At 68.9% G+C, this 16,010-nt stretch carries 17 protein-coding genes; 4 read left to right on the top strand and 13 right to left on the bottom strand.

The window, feature by feature from the left end:
* Positions 1–26: 26 nt before the first annotated feature.
* Positions 27–986 carry a helix-turn-helix transcriptional regulator gene (locus ACFOSH_RS12735; RefSeq protein ID WP_378239006.1) on the top strand — a complete coding sequence of 320 codons (960 nt, stop codon included), beginning with the start codon at positions 27–29 and terminating at the stop codon, positions 984–986.
* Here the strand turns inward: ACFOSH_RS12735 and ACFOSH_RS12730 are convergent.
* Positions 940–2,136 (bottom strand): FAD-dependent monooxygenase, encoded by a 1,197-nt coding sequence (locus ACFOSH_RS12730; RefSeq protein WP_378239005.1) that lies wholly within the window; start codon positions 2,134–2,136, stop codon positions 940–942. The genes ACFOSH_RS12735 and ACFOSH_RS12730 overlap by 47 nt on opposite strands.
* 84 nt (positions 2,137–2,220) lie before the next feature.
* Here ACFOSH_RS12730 and ACFOSH_RS12725 point away from each other — a divergent pair, with 84 nt between their 5' ends.
* On the top strand, positions 2,221–2,715 hold the full coding sequence (locus ACFOSH_RS12725; protein WP_378239004.1) for a MarR family winged helix-turn-helix transcriptional regulator: 495 nt from the start codon (positions 2,221–2,223) through the stop codon (positions 2,713–2,715).
* Between the two features lie 21 nt (positions 2,716–2,736).
* Here the strand turns inward: ACFOSH_RS12725 and ACFOSH_RS12720 are convergent, their stop codons facing one another.
* Positions 2,737–3,909 (bottom strand): serine hydrolase domain-containing protein, encoded by a 1,173-nt coding sequence (locus ACFOSH_RS12720; RefSeq protein WP_378239003.1) that lies wholly within the window; start codon positions 3,907–3,909, stop codon positions 2,737–2,739.
* 50 nt (positions 3,910–3,959) lie between these two features.
* On the opposite strand from ACFOSH_RS12720, the gene ACFOSH_RS12715 reads away from it, so the two are divergent.
* The gene (locus ACFOSH_RS12715; RefSeq protein WP_378239002.1) at positions 3,960–4,856 is read left to right on the top strand and encodes an aminoglycoside phosphotransferase family protein; all 897 of its coding nucleotides are present in this window, start codon (positions 3,960–3,962) and stop codon (positions 4,854–4,856) included.
* On the opposite strand, the gene ACFOSH_RS12710 is transcribed toward ACFOSH_RS12715, so the two are convergent.
* The gene (locus tag ACFOSH_RS12710) at positions 4,848–5,528 is read right to left on the bottom strand and encodes a TetR/AcrR family transcriptional regulator (RefSeq protein ID WP_378239001.1); all 681 of its coding nucleotides are present in this window, start codon (positions 5,526–5,528) and stop codon (positions 4,848–4,850) included. The two genes, ACFOSH_RS12715 and ACFOSH_RS12710, sit on opposite strands and share 9 nt — an antisense overlap.
* 71 nt (positions 5,529–5,599) lie before the next feature.
* On the opposite strand from ACFOSH_RS12710, the gene ACFOSH_RS12705 reads away from it, so the two are divergent.
* Positions 5,600–6,709, top strand: coding sequence for an FAD-dependent oxidoreductase (locus tag ACFOSH_RS12705; RefSeq protein ID WP_378239000.1), 1,110 nt, complete (start codon positions 5,600–5,602; stop codon positions 6,707–6,709).
* A 73-nt stretch (positions 6,710–6,782) separates the two neighbouring features.
* Here the strand turns inward: ACFOSH_RS12705 and dnaB are convergent, their stop codons facing one another.
* The 10 genes from dnaB to ACFOSH_RS12655 form a co-directional block, all read right to left on the bottom strand.
* Positions 6,783–9,395 carry a replicative DNA helicase gene (gene dnaB / locus ACFOSH_RS12700; RefSeq protein WP_378239175.1) on the bottom strand — a complete coding sequence of 871 codons (2,613 nt, stop codon included), beginning with the start codon at positions 9,393–9,395 and terminating at the stop codon, positions 6,783–6,785.
* A 476-nt stretch (positions 9,396–9,871) separates the two neighbouring features.
* Positions 9,872–10,669 (bottom strand): ESX secretion-associated protein EspG, encoded by a 798-nt coding sequence (locus tag ACFOSH_RS12695; RefSeq protein ID WP_378238999.1) that lies wholly within the window; start codon positions 10,667–10,669, stop codon positions 9,872–9,874.
* A 97-nt stretch (positions 10,670–10,766) separates the two neighbouring features.
* Positions 10,767–12,095 carry a PPE domain-containing protein gene (locus ACFOSH_RS12690; RefSeq protein WP_378238998.1) on the bottom strand — a complete coding sequence of 443 codons (1,329 nt, stop codon included), beginning with the start codon at positions 12,093–12,095 and terminating at the stop codon, positions 10,767–10,769.
* Between the two features lie 3 nt (positions 12,096–12,098).
* Positions 12,099–12,707 carry a DUF3558 domain-containing protein gene (locus tag ACFOSH_RS12685; protein ID WP_378238997.1) on the bottom strand — a complete coding sequence of 203 codons (609 nt, stop codon included), beginning with the start codon at positions 12,705–12,707 and terminating at the stop codon, positions 12,099–12,101.
* Positions 12,707–13,117: a hypothetical protein gene (locus ACFOSH_RS12680; RefSeq protein ID WP_378238996.1), complete on the bottom strand. Its 411-nt coding sequence runs from the start codon at positions 13,115–13,117 to the stop codon at positions 12,707–12,709. Before ACFOSH_RS12680 ends, ACFOSH_RS12685 begins: the two co-directional genes overlap by 1 nt.
* A gap of 165 nt (positions 13,118–13,282) precedes the next feature.
* A complete protein-coding gene (gene rplI / locus ACFOSH_RS12675) occupies positions 13,283–13,738 on the bottom strand; it encodes a 50S ribosomal protein L9 (protein ID WP_378238995.1) in 456 nt (151 codons plus the stop codon).
* A gap of 12 nt (positions 13,739–13,750) precedes the next feature.
* Positions 13,751–13,999, bottom strand: a complete 249-nt coding sequence (rpsR, locus tag ACFOSH_RS12670; RefSeq protein WP_005168122.1) for a 30S ribosomal protein S18 — start codon at positions 13,997–13,999, stop codon at positions 13,751–13,753.
* 76 nt (positions 14,000–14,075) lie between these two features.
* Positions 14,076–14,588 carry a single-stranded DNA-binding protein gene (locus ACFOSH_RS12665; protein WP_101611516.1) on the bottom strand — a complete coding sequence of 171 codons (513 nt, stop codon included), beginning with the start codon at positions 14,586–14,588 and terminating at the stop codon, positions 14,076–14,078.
* Positions 14,589–14,605: 17 nt separating this feature from the next.
* Positions 14,606–14,926 carry a 30S ribosomal protein S6 gene (gene rpsF, locus ACFOSH_RS12660; protein ID WP_174720483.1) on the bottom strand — a complete coding sequence of 107 codons (321 nt, stop codon included), beginning with the start codon at positions 14,924–14,926 and terminating at the stop codon, positions 14,606–14,608.
* Positions 14,927–15,026: 100 nt separating this feature from the next.
* The gene (locus ACFOSH_RS12655; RefSeq protein WP_378238994.1) at positions 15,027–15,908 is read right to left on the bottom strand and encodes a hypothetical protein; all 882 of its coding nucleotides are present in this window, start codon (positions 15,906–15,908) and stop codon (positions 15,027–15,029) included.
* Positions 15,909–16,010 lie beyond the last annotated feature (102 nt).

Here is a 16,010-nt window from a genome sequence, read left to right as displayed (position 1 = left end):
AGAATCCGCCCGGTATTCTCGGTGCTGTGACCAGGCCCATCGCCCGGGTGCTCGCGTTGCTGGAGATCCTCCAGAGCGGCGGCACCCGCACCGTCGCCGAGCTGGCGAGACGGCTCGACGTCGACGAACGCACCGTCCGCCGCTACGCCGAGCACCTCCTCGACCTGGACATCCCGGTCCGTTCGGTGCGCGGCCGCTACGGCGGCTACCGCCTGGCCCCCGGCTACCGGATGCCGCCGCTGATGCTCACCGACGAAGAAGCGCTCGCCGTCCTGCTCGGCCTGGTCGCGGGACGGCGGGCCGGGCTGATCACCACGTCGGTCGCGGCCGCCGAGAGCGCGGTGGCGAAAGTCCGCCGGGTGCTCCCGGAGGCGCTCGGCCGCCGTCTGGACGCGCTGCTGGAGACCGCCGACTTCACCGCGCCTGTCCGGCAGACCCTCTCGGCCGAGGCCGAGGTGCTGCTCACCGTCGCGGAAGCGGCGCGGGACCGGCACCCGGTCGAGCTCGCGTACCTCGCCGGGCACGGTGTTGCCAGCGAACGCGTCGTCCATCCGTATGGCGTCGTGGCGCACTCCGGGCGGTGGTATCTGACCGGCTTCGACGAGGCCAGCGGTGAGGTGCGCACCTTCCGCGTCGACAGGATCTCCTCGGCCGAGGCGCGGTCCGGGACCTTCGAGGCGCCCGACGGGTTCGACCCGGCCGAGCGAGTGCTGACAGCCCTGGCCGAGACGCCGCACCGGCACGACGTCTCCGTGTGGATCCAGGCGACGCCGGAGCAGGTCCGAGCCGTCTTCCCGCCGTCCGTTGCCGTCCTGGAAGCGGACGGCGATCGGGTGCGTGCCCGGATCCGGGCCCAGCGGCTGGACTGGATCCCGCCGCTGCTCGCCGCGCTCGACCGGCCGTTCGTGATCGAGCGGCCCGGCGAGCTCCGCGACCTGGTCAGCGCACTGGCAGCGCGGCTGACGGAGCGGGCTCGGGAAGAGTGAGCGCCGAATGCGCCGGCTCCTTCGCGTCTTCGGGCAAGGCCGACAGCCTGCGCAACGCGGTGTTGCGCTGCTCCAGTGCTTCGGGCGTGCTCGGGAACATGGTCGAGTTCCCCGCCGTGACCAGCGCCTGGTTCAGCTCGACGAACCCCCGGAGGCTCTGTTCGTAGGCGGCGAACGCCTCCGTGTGGTCGGTCGTCATGGCCAGCTCGCGGGCCAGCAGGTACGCGCCGACCAGGGCGAGGCTCGACCCCTGCCCGGTGAGGAACGACGGAGCGTGTGCCGCGTCGCCGACCAGGACGACCCGGCCGCTGGACCACCGCGGCATGCGGATCTGGCTGACGACGTCGAAGAAGAGGTCGTCCGCGGCGCGCATGGTGTCGACCATGAGCGGGATGTGCCAGCCGTCCCCGGCGAAGACCGAGGCGATCAGCTCGCGCTGCGCGGCCGGGTCCCGGAAGGCGTCGATGGGCGCTTCGGGGCGGGCGAAGTTCAGGAAGCCGTGCACCGTGTCGCCGTCCCCGACGGCGTAGAGAGCCGCCGCCCGGCCGGGCGTGTTCCAGAGGACGCCCTCGTGTGAGAGCCCGAAGTCGTTTCGCATGGTGAAGCCCGCGAAGCAGTAGCCGATGTAGCGATGGAACTGCTCCTCCGGGCCGAAGGCCAGCGCGCGGGTGTTCGAGTGCAGGCCGTCGGCGCCCACGACGAGGTCGAAGGTGCGCTCGGTCCCACTGCGGAAGCGCACGTCCACGCGGTCGGCGTGCTGGTCGAGGCTCGCGATGGAGTCGTTGAAGAGGAATTCGACGTCGTCGCGGATCGTGTCGTAGAGGACGGAGGTGAGGTCGCCGCGGGGTACCTCCAGGTCGTGGCCCACGACCCCGCCGTTGATCGCGTCAGGCCGGAGCGCGGTGATCCGCTCGCCGTCGGCGTCGACGAAGGTAAGTCTTTGCGTGTTGATGTGAGCGGCCTGGAGCTGGGGAAGAACGCCCATCTGCCGGACGGCGTCCACGGCGGTGCCGCGGATGTCGATGGGGTAGCCGCCGCCGCGGACCGCGTCCGACTTCTCGACGACGGTGACGTCGAAGCCGTAGCGGTGCAGCCAGTAGGCGAGTGCCGGGCCCGCGATGCTGGCGCCGGAGATCAGGACGGTGCTCATGAGTTCTCCTTGGATAGGTAACTTAGGTATCCTTATGGGCTCAGAGCAACTATATACCTAACTTAGGTATCTTTATGAGGTGTGATGGACGACACAGGCTCCCCGGAGCTCGACCTGATGGCGGTACTCCCCCGGCTCACGCAGCTCGGCACCGTGCTCAACCGCAGTCAGCTCGTCGAACGGGCGATGGAACGGGCCGAGATCACCCTCGACCGGCCCGCGATGACGGTGCTGGTCACGCTGCACATGGCCGACCGGCCGCTGCGGGTCGGGGAGATCGCCGACCGCATGAAGGTCGTCGGGCCGCATGTCACCCGGCATCTCAACGCCCTCGAACGGCAAGGGCTGGTCATCCGGGTCGCGGACCCGGAAGACCAGCGAGCGCGCCTGATCGAGCTGACGCCGGAGGGGAAAGCGATCCCCGACAAGTACTTGCGGACGATCCTCGGCTGGTTCGGCGACGCGATGACCGACTGGTCGCCGGAAGACCGCAAGACCTTCGGAAGCCTCCTCGACCGCTTCGTCGACGACCTCACCGCCAAGCTGGCGCACCTCGACGACGAAACGGCCGGCGGATGAGCCCGCCGGCCGTTCCTGGGCTCACTTGCCGCAGAACACCGTCTTGAGGAGCTTGTTCAGCGCGTCCGGGAACTTCGCGTCACTGGCGGTGGCCCCCGCGGTGACCGAGGCGGTCATCGTCTTGCTGCCGTCGGGCGTGCTGTACATCAGCGCCGCGTAGCCGTTGTTGCTGCCGTTGTGGCTGATGACGGTGCCCACGCACCCCGGCCCCAGGTCCTGCACGAACTGTCCGAGACCGTAGCGGCCGAAGAGGCTTTCGCTCTTCGGGTGCGTTTTGCGCATCTCGGTCATCAGCCACGGGGGGAGGAGCTTTCCGCTCTGTAGCGCGGAAAAGTACGTCTGGAGATCCTTGGTCGTCGAGATCATGTCCCCGGCGGCGGAGATCCACGACGGGTTCTGGTGGGTGACGTCGAGCGTCTTTTGCCGGCCGGCGTCGTCATAGGTGTAGTAGGCGTGGGCGTACGGCTTGGGCATGCCCGACCAGCTGCCCGGCGACAAGGTGTCCCGCAGCTTCAACGGCCGCAGGATCCGCCGGTCCAGTTCGTCGGCGAAGGAGTGACCGGTGAGCGCCTCGACCAGCAGCCTGGCCACGACGTAGTTGGTGTTGGAATAGCTCCAGCTCGCGCCCGGCTCGAACCGGGGCGGCTTGGACAGCGACAGCCGGACCAGCTCCTCCGGCTGGTAGGTGTGGAAGCGCTTGTCCACCCATTCCTGGCCGCTCCATGGGATCCCCGGCACGATCGTCCCGTCCGGGAGGAGCTCGCCGGTGTGGTTGAACAACCCGCTGGTGTGCTGCAGCAGCATGCGCACGGTGATCCGCCGGTCGAAGCCGAAGCGGGGCAGGACACCCACCACCGGTGTGTCGAGGCCGATCTTGCCCTCGGCCACCAGCTGCAGTACCAGGGTCGCGGTGAAGTTCTTCGTGGTGCTGCCGACCCGGAAGTGGCCGTCGGTCGACGGCTTCGCGGTCCCGCCCAGCTCGCGCACCCCGGCACTGCCGGTCCATTCGCCCCGCTCGTCGCGGACGCGCAGCTGCATCCCGGCGTACCCGTTGTCGACGAACTCCTGGACGGCCTGCCGCAGTTCCGGGCGGTCCTGTCCGGCGGAGGCCGCCGGGACGGCCACGCCCGTCAGCAGTGCGGCCGCCAGCACGGTGACGCCGGTCCGGCGGAAGGTCTTCAGTGACTTGGTCATGGCGATCACGTTCGCGGGTCGCGCTGACACGGGACGGCCATGGCGCTGACATGAGAGCCTCGATCATGGACGAGGTCAGGTTCGAGCAGGGTTTTGTACGCGCGTTGCTGCGGGAACAGCATCCGGATCTGGCGGAGCTTGAGCTCCGCGAAGTCGAAGGCGGCTGGGACAGCCGGCAATGGCGGCTCGGATCGGAGCTGGCCGTCCGCCTGCCGCGTTCCGAACGCGCCCCGGGTCTGCTGCGCAGCGAGCAGAAGTGGCTGCCCGTGCTGGCCGGCCGCCTGCCGTTGCCGACGCCGATCCCGGTGCGTGTCGGCGAACCTTCGGCCCTGTTCGAGCACACCTGGACGATCATGCGCTGGGTCGACGGCGATCCGGCGGATCGCGCGCCGATCACTCGCGCCGACGCGGCCGAGACGCTCGCGGGTTTCCTCAGGGCGCTGCACCGGCAGGCGCCCGCGGACGCGCCGGTCAGCGCGACACGCGGCCTTCCCCTGGCTTCGCTGCTCGACGGGTTCACCGGTTCGCTGGAGGTCATCGCCGGCGAAGCGGGCGCCGATCGCGCCAGGGAGATCTGGGACAAAGCCGTCGCCGCGCCCGCGTGGGACGGGGTGCCGCTCTGGCTGCACGGCGACCTGCATCCCGCGAACGTGATCGTGCGGGAGGGGACGCTCGCCGGGGTGATCGATTTCGGCGACCTGTGCTCGGGCGATCCCGCGACAGACCTGTCCGCGGCCTGGATCCTGCTGCCCGAGGGCGCGGCGAGCCGGTTCTTCGACGCCTACGAGGTCGCGGACGACGCGACGATCGCGAGGGCCCGCGGCTGGGCCGTCCTGCGCGCGCTGAACCTGATCGCCATCGGACGCAACGGCAGGCTCGGCCTCCCAGGGGGCAAGCCGACCTGGGAACCGGCGGGCCGGGCCGCGCTCGGCCGCGCGTCAGCGTGAGAGGCGGGCTTCGATGCCGTCGAGCAGGCAATCGAGCCCGATCCGGAAGGTCTCGTCCGCGTCGAGGTGGACGGCGTCGCGCACCACCGTGGCCAGCGTCGGAAACTCGCCGGAGGCGAAGGCCCGCGTCAGATAAGGCCCGGATTCGGCCTGCCAGCGCTTCTCGTCCATCCCGGTGGCCCGCTCGGCCCGCCGTTCGGCGATCTCCCGCCGCACCGCGCCGATCGTGTAAGCGTTGACAGCCGCGACCACCGGCATGATCGCGTCGACGCCGAGGTCGTTCAGCTCGGCCATCACGGCCTCCGAACTGGCCATGGTCCGAGGTCCGAGCCGCGGACGGCCGCCCAGGAGGTCGGCGAGCCATTCGTGCTCCTGAACGGCATGCCGCATGGCTTCGGCGAAAGACCGCAACGTCTCCCGCCAGCCTTCCCCGGCAGGCCGGATCCCGGCGTGGGCGGCGTCGACCATCAGATCGAGCAACTCGTCCTTGCTGTCGATGTAGCCGTAGAGCCGCATCGGGCCGACGTCCAGCGCGGTCGCGATCTTGCGCAGCGACACCGCGTCCAGGCCGTCCGCGTCGGCCAGCCGGATCGCCGTCCCCACGATCAGCTCCCGGCTCAGCGGGGCCAGTGCCGGTCGACTCGCCGGCTCCGGCCTCTCCCACACCAACATGCCGAGGACAATACAACGCATCGCGCGATACAGTGTATTGGTCAATACGGTGTATCGAAGGAGTGGCAGCCATGACCATCACCATCGTCGGAGCGGGCCTCGGCGGCCTGGCTCTCGCCCGGGTTCTGCACGTCAACGGCATCGAGTCCGTCGTCTACGAACGTGAAGCGTCGCGCGAAGCACGCGGCCAGGGCGGCATGCTCGACATCCACTCCGGCCAGCCGGCGCTGCGCGAGGCAGGCCTGATCGGCGAGTTCTTCGCGATCGCCCGCGGCGAGGGCCAGGACATGAAACTTCTGGAGTCGGACGGCACCCTTCTACTGCAGGAGGACACGCCCGACGACGCCCCGTTGGCCCGGCCCGAAGTCGACCGCGCCGACCTGCGTGACCTGCTGCTGGACGCCCTCCCCGAGGGCACGGTGCGCTGGGGGCACGCGTACGAGTCCGCGGAAAACGGCGAGGTGCGCTTCGGCGACGGCAGCAGTGCGACGTACGACCTGCTGGTCGGCGCCGACGGCGCGAACTCCCGGGTCCGCGCGCTGCTCACCGACGCCCGTCCGGCGCATCTCGGCCAGAACGTCGTCGAGATCGGCATCCCCGACATCGACCGCACACACCCCGGCCTCGCGGCGATGGTCGGCCGCGGCAACTACTGGGTGTTCGGCGACGGACTGTCCATGGGGGCACAGCGCAACGGCGACGGTCGCGTCCGCATCGGCCTGAGCTTCTACAACACCGGTGAGGACTGGCTGGCGACCAGCGGGATCCCGTTCGACGACCCGGCCGCCGCCAAGGCGCGGCTGATCGAGCTGCTTTCGGGCTGGGACTCGAAGTTCATCGCGCTGATCGAAGCCTGCGACGACACGGTCGTGCCGCGGTCGCTCTCCACCCTGCCGCTCGGCCTGACCTGGGAGCCGGCGCCGGACGTCACGCTGCTCGGCGACGCCGCGCACCTGATGCCGCCGGTGGGCGAGGGGGCCAACATGGCCCTGCTCGACGGCGCCCGGCTCGCTCTGGCGCTGGCCGCGCACCCGGACGACTTCCCCGCCGCCGTCAAGGAGTACGAACGCGAGATGTTCGAGCGCACCGGCGCCGCCGCCCGCATGTCCGCGCGCGTGCAGGAAATGCTGATGTCGCCGGACGCCGCCCGGAAGATGCTCGCGTTCTTCCAGCCGGACTGAAGTTCCGCACAGCCGCGTCGGTCGGACGATCGCGGGCCCGAACTCACCAGGTATCAGGAATGCAGCTCCTGCCCTAGTCGTGTGTCAGGTCGACGAAGCGGCTGTAGTGCAGCTGGTGCGCGACGGTGATCGTCGCCGTCGGCCCGGCACGGTGCTTCGCGATGATCAGGTCCGCCTCGCCCGCCCGCGGGTCGTCCCGCTCCCAGGCGTCGGGCCGGTTGACCAGGATGACGAGGTCGGCGTCCTGCTCCAGCGAGCCGGACTCACGGAGGTCGGACAGCATCGGGCGTTTGTCGGTCCGCTGCTCGGGACCACGGTTCAGCTGGCTGATCGCGATCACCGGGACCTCGATCTCCTTGGCCAGCAGCTTCATCTGCCGCGAGAACTCCGAGACTTCCTGCTGCCGGGACTCGACGCGCTTGCCCGAGGTCATCAGCTGGAGGTAGTCGAGGACGACGAGCTTGAGGTCGTTGCGCTGCTTGAGCCGCCGGGCCTTCGCGCGGATCTCCATCATCGTCATGTTCGGCGAATCGTCGACGAACAGCGGCGCTTCGGAGACCTCGCTCATCCGGCGCGCGAGCCGCGTCCAGTCGTCGTCGGACATCTTGCCACCGCGCATGTCCGCCAGACGGATCCGAGCCTCGGCCGAGAGCATGCGCATGACGATCTCGGTCCTGCTCATTTCCAGCGAGAAGATTACGCTGGTCAGACCGTGTTTGATGGACGCCGAACGGGCAAAATCGAGTCCTAGGGTCGAGTTGTGGGTCGGGACCATCGACCGTCCGGCCAGATACAGATGGTCCGGCGCGTCGACTTCCACGCAACGCACCGGAACGGACGGCACGGGGCGGACGTCCACGATGTAGCGAAGGTGGGGACGGACGCGGACGTTGGTGAGCCGTTCCTTCTGCAACAGGTGCTTGCGCTGCAGCCAGAACACCCGATCCTGGGTGGTGAAGCCGAGGATGTACGCCGTCGAGGTCTCCTCGCTGCGCCCCTTGACCTTCTTGGTCGTGAGAGCGCAGCGGTAGCCGAGGCTGACGATCAGTTCCCGGGTCTGTTCGGCGAGCACCTTGCTCGTCACGGCGAACTGGACCGCGCCGGAATGGTTGACGGTGCCGTCCGTGTCGAGCAGCCCGGCCAGCAACGCGCGGCGTTGTTCGACGGACGCACGCAGGTAGTCCACCGGGATGTGCTTGTCGCCGAGGACGCCCATCGTGCGAAGAATCGCCTGCACGCTGCCGTGTTCGTTGCGGCAGGTCTGGCAAAGGCGCATACCCGTCGACGGGTGCCCGCAGTCGGGGCAGGTCGGCGCGGGCACCGGAGAACTCCGGAAACGCACCTTGCCGCCGCAGGAACGGCCGCACGTCCGTACTTGGGAGGTTTGGGGAACGAACGGTTCTCCGCATACCTCGCAACGCCGGTAGTCCACCGGGTCCGGGGGGACCAGCCGCAGGGTGTACGACAGTTCGCCGCGCCGTTCCACCAGAAGCCCGGCTTCCGCTTCCAGATAGCAGATGATCTCCGGATCCGCTGTGGTGAAGCGCGCACTGGCCGAGTGGCCGTCACCCAGCCAGGCTCCGAGCGCGTAGGGGTGAAGCGGGAGATCGCGTTCAGGTAACTGCAGCGGAGCCGTGGTCCCGATCGAGTGGTTGGCGTGTCGATCCGCGGTCTCGCATCGCAGGGTGGCCGCCAGCTCTTCCGTCGTCCGCACTGCCGGGCCGATCGTCGAACGGCGGGACGCCCTCGTGTCGGTCAGCCATTGGTGTTCCGCGTCCGCGAGGAGCACCGTGCCGTCCGAAAACTCGACTTCGTAGCAAGGTCTGCCGTCCATGACGTCGGTCGCGGCGACCACGGTCGTCGGTCGGCCGTTCGCACCGATCAGCCGGTCGCCGGGCTGGACTTCGCCCATGGTCGTCCAGCCGTCGGGAGTGGCCAGCGGGGTGTCGAGCGCGAGTGCCTTCCCGACACCGGGACGCGCCGCGACGATGATCATCTGGCCGGGGTGCAGGCCGTTGGTCAGATCGTCGAAGTCGGCGAACCCGGTCGGGATGCCCTGCGACTGTCCGCCGCGCGACGCGATCGCGTCGATCTCGTCCATGGTCGGCTGGAGCAGTTCCTCCAGCGCGACGTAGTCCTCACTGGTGCGCCGCTCGGTGACGTCGTAGATCGCGGCCTGCGCGCGGTCGACGACCTCGTCGATGTTCGCGCCGTCGGCCGCCGCCGCGCCGTAGCCGTACTGCACGATCCGCGTGCCCGCCTCGACCAGGCGCCGCAGCACCGCCTTCTCGGAGACGATCTCCGCGTAGTACCCGGCGTTCGCCGCCGTCGGCACCGTCGCGATCAGGGTGTGGAGGTACGGGGCGCCGCCGACGCGGCCGAGTTCGCCGCGGCGTTCCAGCTCGGCGGAGACGGTGATCGGGTCGGCGGGTTCGCCTCGGCCGTAGAGGTCGAGGACGACGTCGTAGATCGCCTGGTGCGCGGGACGGTAGAAATCGTCGGGACCGAGGGCTTCGATGACGTCGGCGACGGCGTCCTTCGACAGCAGCATGCCGCCGAGCACGGATTGCTCGGCCGCGATGTCCTGCGGCGGCTGGCGGTCGTATTCGCCACCGCGCGGACCGGGGTCACCGGGACCCGGGTCGGACTCCGAGTACGCCGGATTGCGGTCGTCGGTCAGCGCCACCGCTGCTGCCACCTCCTCAAGACATCGAACACGCGTTCGATTATGCCAGATTTTCCCCGGTCGTCCCGCTCGCGCCCGTCCGCCCCTCCCGCGGCTCTCGGCGCTCCCCTTTTGTTCACCTTCCGGACCGGATGGACGCAACTGTGCGTACCGGCCCGGCGGGCACGGTAGGCCCGCCGAAAGGACCAGCGCAATTTCGCCTGGGGACCGCCCTGTGGATAACCTGGGGATGACTGCGGGCAACCCTTCACAGGTGGCCTATAGCCTGTGTACAACTTGTGGGCAACGGCGGGGTGGTCTGACAAAAGTGCTGGTCAGACCCTGTGGAGACACTGTGGAGAACTTAATTCAACTCTGTGCGGCGTGTCGAGCGAAACTCGTCGTTCGGCGTGTCGCACGGCAGCGCACAGGGGTGCCCTGTGGATGAATACCACGGAGAGTAGAGGGCTTACCCGACGGGCTGAACGGCTCGGAATTCAGGAGGCGAACAACCTGCCCTGTGCGCTCCGTAGTCGTTCTCCGAGAACCTGCTGGTCGGCGGGTGTGAAGGCGATCCTCGACTCGCCACTCCCCGGTACCTCCTCGGTCAGCCACCGGCCCTCGGACGTATCGATGTAGTTCACCGGGCGTTCGATCCGCTGCCGCGCGCCGCTCCGGCCGCGGGCGGCGACGTACAGGCTGCCGCTCCCCAAACGGCGGAGCGCGAGGATACGGCGAAGCTCGTCCGCCTCTTGGCTGCCGGCGCTCTGCCGCCCGCTGCGAAGCACCTCGAAGCCGTCGTCTTGCGCCGTCGACGACGAGCGCGAGGCCTCGATCTGGCTCTTCGGGACGGCGACCGGACGCCCGCGTCCAGGCGCGAGCTTCGGGATCTGGTCGAGGAACTCGGTGAGCAGCTCTTCGGGCCGCACCGAGGCGAGCGCGACGCCGTCGTGCTCGCTGTGGCGGGCGAGCACGAAGCCTTCGCCGCCGGTGCTCCCCGCGAGCAGGGTGAAGCTCAGCGCCTTGCCTTCGAATCCGCCGTCGACCCAGCCGTAGTACTCCAGGGACGGCCTGGCGATCGCTTCGAGCGTCGCCTTGAACCCGGGGTGCAGGCCCCGCGGGCCGAACAGGCCCTGGCTCGCCAGCTCTTCGTTGGTCCGTTCGTCCTCGGCCCGCTGCGCGCCCTCGTCGTACCAGGTCGGGGTTTCCGACAGGATCGTGTGCGGCTCGCCGCCCCGGCGGCGGATCAGCGTGATGAGGGTGCCGGTCGTGATCGTGACCTGCTTGTCCAGCACCGGAACTGCCCCCTAGTCGTTCTTGTTCGTCCAGCCCGTGACAGGACAAGCCGGGCGCGGTACCAATCTTGGCACGCGCCCGGCCTGGCCGTCGGTACTACTCCCCGATCACCGGCGGAGCGGTGAGCTCGTCGGTTCCGAAGATGTCGTTGGGGTCGTCGCCGACGAGGAACTTGGAGCTGCGCTCCTCGTCCTCGCCGCCCTTGCCCTTGGCGCCACCGGCTCCCATACCGCCCATGCCGCCCATCATCCCGCCCGCGCCGCGACCCGCTCCGGCACCGGCGCCTGCCGCGCCGCCGCCCATACCGGCGCCGCCCATCGCACCCGCGCTGCCGGGCATGGCCGAGCCACTCCCGCCACCGGGGCCGAATCCGGCACCACCGCCGGGGCCGAAGCCGCCGTCCGGGCCGAAGCCGCCCGCACCGGGGATGTCGGCGCCGCCGAAGCCGGCGCCACCGCCTCCGCCGCCACCACCCGGGCCGAAGCCGCCGGCGCCGGGGATCTTCGGCGGGGTGAAGCCGGACGCGTTCGTCCCGTCGTCCCAGGACGGCGGCTTGTAGTTGCTGCCGGGGAGGTTCGGGTTGTACTGCCCGCCGGGCAGGTTCGCGCCCGGCATGTTCGACCCTGGCAGGTTGCTGCCCGGCAGGTTCGCGCCGGGCATGTTCGAACCAGGGGAACCGATGCCCGGCATGTTCGAACCGGGGACGTTCGGCATCCCGCCGGGCGGCATCGAACCGGGCGGCGTCGAGATGCCCGGCATGCCGTTGTTCCCGTTGCGGTCGCCCTGGCCGCCGCCGTCCTTGTCCTTGCCGCCGCCATCACCGTTGACGTCGACGTTCGACTTCTGCCCCTCCATCTTGTTGTAGGTGGGCAGGCCCTTGCCGTTCTCGGAACTGGCCTTGAAGTACTCGTTGAACGCGTCGACGTTCGCCTGACCCTTGGAGTTGTAGTCCCGGATCGAGCGGTCCGTGTCGGTGGTCCACGGCGTGATGGAGTTGAGCAGGTTGTTCTTCGGCGGGTCCTTCGGGACCTGCTGCACCTTCGCCTTCACCGTGGTGAACGCGGTGTTCTGCTCGCCGAGGTACTTGTCGGAGTCCACCAGCTTCTTGCCGGAGTCGTCCATCCACGTCCGCAGCGGATGCGCGCCGGACTGCTGCGCGGCTTCGGCGCTCTTACCGGTCCAGGCGGCGTCCATCTCCTTCGACAGGTTGTCGATGGTGGTCAGCCTGTCCTGGTAACCGGCCTTGAGCCGGGTCGCCGCGGCCTGCCCCTCCTGGATCGACCCGGTCCCCGGGCCGGTGACGATCTTCTCCCAGATGTTGTAGCAGTCGATCTTGCGATCGCCGCCCGACGCTTCGAAGTCGCCGGATTTCGTGGTCGCCAGGTTGTACGCCGAATACCCGGCGATGATCGGCAGCAGGAACATCGGTCAGCCCTCCTTCAACGTCTGGATCATCGCTTCCCCCACTTTGAGTGCGACCGGGCACGGCTCGCTCGCGCCGGGCCCCCTGTCGTACTGCACCAGGATGTTCACGGACAGCTGGTCGGTCACGCCGACGAAGAGACCGCACTTGCCCTTCTTGCGGTGGTCGAGCGACGCGGCGTAGACCGCCGGGTAACCGCCGACCTCGGTCGGCTCGAAGTACTCGTTGTTGGCCTTCGTGTCGTAGACGTCGCTCAAGCCGTTCTTGTTCGCGATCACCGGGCTGATGTCGATCTGGTTCAGCTTTTCGTCGGCGGCGAAGAGCGAACAGCCAGGCCCGGCACTCGTGGTCCCGGGCTCACCTTCGCCGAGACCGAGCTCGGCTCGCTTCGCCGCGGAAAGCGCGGCGCAGGCGTCGCTCTCGATCGACGAGGTCTTCAAGGGGTTCGACACCTTGGGCGCGGAACCGGACGAGCCGTTCGCTGCACTCGTGGTGCTCGGGGAACCGGCCCCGGTCGTGTAGGACGGCTCCGAAGAGGCGGTGCCGTTCTTGGTGCCCGAACAGCCGGCGACCAGCGCACCGGCCGCGACGAGGAGAACGAGGGAACGGCGCATCACACGGCCTTGTGCTTGTTCAGCGAGGCCTGCGTCTCGGCTTCGTTCGTGGCGATCTTCTGCTTCGCGGCTGTCAGCTGATCGATGTAGTTCTGGACGTAGTCCTGCATCTTCTGGTTCTGCTCCAGGAACGCCTTGCCCGACGGGTTGGCCAGCTTCTCCCAGTCGCCGCTCGCGAACTCCTTGCCCGGCGCCTTGACGTTCGCCATCAGGTTCGCGTCGCGGTAGTCCTTCTTGAGCTCGACCTGCAGGTCCGTCCACTTCTTGATGATGCCTTCGATCTTGTCCTTGTCGAAGGCGAACCCGCCGCCACCCCCGCCCGACGTCGACGAAGGCTTGTCCGGGTTGGCCGGTGCGGACACCGTGACCTTCTCCTGCCGGTTCCGCTCGGCGTTGCTGTCGTAAGCCATTGGTTCCAGATCCCCTTTTGAGTCCCCGTGCCTCGACGTCGAGTCTCGATAATGCCCTGATCCCCCGTCAAGCCTAAGACGTCGTCCGGCCGGGTGGGGTTCCGCGTAAAGCAAAGGGCGGGACGTCTCCGTGCTGGAGACGTCCCGCCCTTTGCCGAAGCGGTGTTACTTGGCCTTGACCTCGAGCCGCACGTCGACGCGGACGTCGGGGTGCAGACGGGCGCCGACCGAGTGCTTGCCCACGGTCTTGATGTGGTCCTTCAGCTCGATGACGCGCTTGTCGAGCAGCGGGCCACCCGCGGCCTTGATCGCGTCCACGATCTCGCCGGTGGTGATCGAACCGAAGAGCTTCTTCGAGCCCTCGGCCGCCTTGCCGCTCAGCTGGATGGCGCCGAGGCCCTCCAGCGTCGCCTTGATCTCCCTGGCGTGGTCGAGGTCGCGGATGCGACGGCTCTCCTGCGCCCGCTTGATCGTGCGCACGTTCTTCTCCGCGCCCTTGGTGGCCACGATCGCGTAGCCGCGGGGGAGCAGGTAGTTACGCGCGTAGCCGTCCTTGACCTCGACGATGTCGCCGGGCCCACCGAGGTTGGCGACGTCGGTGGTGAGAATGATCTTCGCCATTGACGTGCCTCCTTAGCGTGCGGTCGAGGTGTAGGGCAGCAGCGCCATTTCGCGGGAGTTCTTGACCGCGATGGCGATGTCACGCTGGTGCTGGCTGCAGTTGCCGGTCACCCGACGGGCGCGGATCTTCCCGCGGTCGGAGATGTACTTCCGAAGCAGGTTGGTGTCCTTGTAGTCGATGTTCTCCGGGCGGCCCTTCTTCTCGGCCTTGCAGAACACGCAGACCTTCTTCTTGGGCTTGCGGATGGGTGGCTTGGCCACGGTTTTACTCCTGAATTCCTACGTAGTGGTTGTGTCGAGGCGACTCGCGGGCCGGAGCCCGCGGTGGAGCGCCTGGCTAGAAGGGCGGCTCGTCGGAGAAGCCACCGCCACCGCCACCGCCACCGGCGGGCGGAGCGGAGCCCCACGGGTCGTCGGCGGGCGGGCCGCTCTGGCCACCACCGCCGCCGCCACCGAAGCCGCCGCCTCCACCGCCACCGGTGCCACGGCTGACCTTGTTCACCTTGGCGGTGGCGTAACGCAGCGAGGGGCCGATTTCATCGACCTCGAGCTCGACGACGGTGCGCTTCTCGCCTTCCTTGGTCTCGAAAGACCGCTGCTTGAGGCGCCCCTGCACGACGACTCGCGCGCCACGGGTCAGCGACTCGGCGACGTTCTCGGCCGCCTGACGCCAGATGTTGCAGCGCAGGAACAGGGCCTCGCCGTCCTTCCACTCACCGGACTGCTTGTCCAGCGTGCGCGGGGTGGACGCGACAGTGAAGTTCGCGACCGCCGCACCGGAAGGGGTGAAGCGAAGCTCCGGGTCGGACGTGAGGTTGCCGATCACCGTGATGACGGTGTCTCCAGCCATCGGGAAAGTCCTTCGGCTCAGGCCTTGGCGGCGACGGCAGCGGCGCGCTTGATCTCGCGGCGCATGACCTTGGTGCGGAGCACGGTCTCCTGCAGCGAGAGCTGACGGTCCAGCTCCTTCACCGCTTCGAAGCTGGAGTTCAGGTCGAGGAGCGCGTAGATGCCCTCGGCGTGCTTCTTGATCTCGTAGGAGAGCCGGCGACGGCCCCAGACGTCGACCTTCTCGACGCTTCCGCCCGAAGTGCGGATGACGTTGAGGAAAGTGTCCAGCGTGGGGGCGACCGTGCGCTCGTCGAGCGTGGGGTCAAGGATGACCATTACCTCGTAATGGCGTGACACAACCACTCACCTCCTATGGGCTCGCGGCCACGGACTGTCCGTGGCAGGAGGGTTTGTCCAGGTAAGCGTACCTGGGGGCGTTCGGCGCCTTCGCCTCAGGTCAGGCGACGCGGCGCAGGACCCAGGTGCGGACCAGCGCGGCGGTCACGCCGGCGAGCACGAGGACCGCGAGCAGCATCGGCAGCTGGACGTCGCCGCCGGGCATGCCGTCGGTCGCGAGCGCTTCGGCGTTGCCCGCGTTGCGGACGTCGGGGCCCTGTCCGGCCTGGCCGTCGGTGCCGTACTGCGGGGCGCCCTCACCGGGGAGTGGGCTGTTGGCCGGGTAACGCACGCCCGGCGCCACCGCGACACCCGGCTGCGCGACCGGCAGGTTGCCGTACTCGCGCGGCGGGGCGTAGCCGGTGCCGTTGCTGCCGCCGGACAGCAGGTTCCCGTTCGAGGGAGCGCCGTTCGCGGCTCCGCCGGTGCCGCCCTGCTGCGGGGCGGTCGTGCCCGGGTTCGGCAGCGTGGGGGCGACGTAGTTCGTCGCGACCGTGGTCAGGCCGCAGCTGCCGGTGACCTTGTGCTCGATGGAGTCCAGCGTCTTGTCCGGGTTCAGGCCGAGACCCCAGGACTTGGTCTCCTTGACCGCCTGCCGCACGGCCGCGCCGATCGCCTTCGCCTCGACCGGGCCGCCCGCCGACTGCGGGACCGTGCCGACGGAGATGGTGTTGACCTTGGCGATGTCGTTCGCGGCGACGTCGTAGAGGGCCAGCGTGCCCGCTTCCTTCGCACCCGCCCGCACCAGTTCCTTGACCGAGGAGCCGGTGATCGCGACGGTGTCGCCCATCCCGCCGTTGACGGTGCCGTTGCACGCGTTCGCCAGCGTGGTGGCCGCCGAGGCGGTGCCCGCCGTCAGGAGCGCGCCACCGGTGACCATGGTCGCGAGTGCGGTGACGGTGAGCGCCTTGCGGGTGGTCTGCCAGATGGTGGTCTTCCGCACGAGCGCGATCCTCCGGGTCGGTGGGGGCGTGAGGCAGTGCGTCTGGTTTTCACCAGCGGGAAAAGCACTGCCAACGGGGATAACGAGGGAGTGACCACGAAG

It is taken from the genome of Amycolatopsis speibonae (assembly GCF_042647925.1).
In the GTDB taxonomy this organism is placed as follows: domain Bacteria; phylum Actinomycetota; class Actinomycetes; order Mycobacteriales; family Pseudonocardiaceae; genus Amycolatopsis; species Amycolatopsis speibonae.
Note: the sequence above shows the minus strand (reverse complement) of the source record. Positions and strands in the feature narration are given on the sequence as shown.

What these genes read in the sequence shown, in the direction of transcription:
- ACFOSH_RS12705 (WP_378239000.1), top strand. Translation starts at nt 5,600, where the DNA reads ATGACCATCACCATCGTCGGAGCGGGCCTCGGCGGCCTGGCTCTCGCC.
- ACFOSH_RS12720 (WP_378239003.1), bottom strand. Translation starts at nt 3,909, where the DNA reads ATGACCAAGTCACTGAAGACCTTCCGCCGGACCGGCGTCACCGTGCTG.
- ACFOSH_RS12690 (WP_378238998.1), bottom strand. Translation starts at nt 12,095, where the DNA reads ATGTTCCTGCTGCCGATCATCGCCGGGTATTCGGCGTACAACCTGGCG.
- rplI (WP_378238995.1), bottom strand. Translation starts at nt 13,738, where the DNA reads ATGGCGAAGATCATTCTCACCACCGACGTCGCCAACCTCGGTGGGCCC.
- ACFOSH_RS12715 (WP_378239002.1), top strand. Translation starts at nt 3,960, where the DNA reads ATGAGAGCCTCGATCATGGACGAGGTCAGGTTCGAGCAGGGTTTTGTA.
- ACFOSH_RS12665 (WP_101611516.1), bottom strand. Translation starts at nt 14,588, where the DNA reads ATGGCTGGAGACACCGTCATCACGGTGATCGGCAACCTCACGTCCGAC.
- ACFOSH_RS12730 (WP_378239005.1), bottom strand. Translation starts at nt 2,136, where the DNA reads ATGAGCACCGTCCTGATCTCCGGCGCCAGCATCGCGGGCCCGGCACTC.
- ACFOSH_RS12680 (WP_378238996.1), bottom strand. Translation starts at nt 13,117, where the DNA reads ATGGCTTACGACAGCAACGCCGAGCGGAACCGGCAGGAGAAGGTCACG.
- ACFOSH_RS12710 (WP_378239001.1), bottom strand. Translation starts at nt 5,528, where the DNA reads ATGTTGGTGTGGGAGAGGCCGGAGCCGGCGAGTCGACCGGCACTGGCC.
- ACFOSH_RS12725 (WP_378239004.1), top strand. Translation starts at nt 2,221, where the DNA reads ATGGACGACACAGGCTCCCCGGAGCTCGACCTGATGGCGGTACTCCCC.
- ACFOSH_RS12685 (WP_378238997.1), bottom strand. Translation starts at nt 12,707, where the DNA reads ATGCGCCGTTCCCTCGTTCTCCTCGTCGCGGCCGGTGCGCTGGTCGCC.